Consider the following 838-nt stretch of genomic DNA (forward strand, 5'->3'; position numbering starts at 1 on the left):
GGTTCTGTTGCATCTTTTGTGGTCCGGCGCGATCGCGGCCAAGCTGGAGTATGGCACGACGGCAGCTGGCGAAACTCCGGACGGATCTGACCTTCAAAGGTCGGCAGTTCACGGCGGAGGTGATCCTCTGGGCAGTGCGCTGGTACCTGATGTTCCCGATCAGCTACCGCGACCTCGAGCTCATGCTGCAGGACCGCGGTGTCGACATCGCACACACCACCATCTTTCGATGGATCCAGGCCTATGCACCGGAGCTGGAGCGGCGGCTCCGGCCCTATCTACGCCTGTCCAACGGATCGTGGAGGGTTGACGAGACCTACGTGCGGGTGAAGGGCCGCTGGATGTACCTGTATCGCGCAGTCGACAGCCGTGGGCAGACCATCGACTTCCTAATTTCGGCCAAGCGGGATGCCGAAGCCGCGAAGCGCTTCTTCCGCAAGGCGCTCGGGCAGCCGCACACGGTGAACCCGCGCACCATCACCGTGGACAAGAACCCGGCTTACCCTTGCGCCACAGCGGAGATGAAAGCAGACGGGGAGCTGTGGCACTTCGCCCGGCTACGACAATGCAAGTTCTTGAATAACATAGTGGAACAAGACCACCGGCACGTAAAGCGCCTGGTCAGACCAGGGCTTGGTTTCGGTGGTTTCCATACAGCACGACGAACACTGGCAGGCTACGAGGCAATGGCGATGATCAGGAAGGGGCAGGTTCGGAAAGTTGGCCGACGAGATATGCGGGGCCAAGCCAACTTCGTCGCCGGGCTGTTCCAGATCGCCGCCTGATCTGGAGCCTGTCGCGGCCATTCGCAATCTGCTGCAAACTTCGCAACACAACC

At 61.0% G+C, this 838-nt stretch carries 1 protein-coding gene; it reads left to right on the plus strand.

From position 1 onward, the window contains the following. The first annotated feature begins 50 nt into the window (after window positions 1-50). Window positions 51-785: an IS6 family transposase gene (locus tag E0493_RS22945; protein ID WP_160939581.1), complete on the plus strand. Its 735-nt coding sequence runs from the start codon at window positions 51-53 to the stop codon at window positions 783-785. Window positions 786-838: the final 53 nt, after the last annotated feature.

The organism is Teichococcus coralli, from assembly GCF_009829925.1.
In the GTDB taxonomy this organism is placed as follows: domain Bacteria; phylum Pseudomonadota; class Alphaproteobacteria; order Acetobacterales; family Acetobacteraceae; genus Pseudoroseomonas; species Pseudoroseomonas coralli.

What these genes read in the sequence shown, in the direction of transcription:
- E0493_RS22945 (WP_160939581.1), top strand. Translation starts at nt 51, where the DNA reads ATGGCACGACGGCAGCTGGCGAAACTCCGGACGGATCTGACCTTCAAA.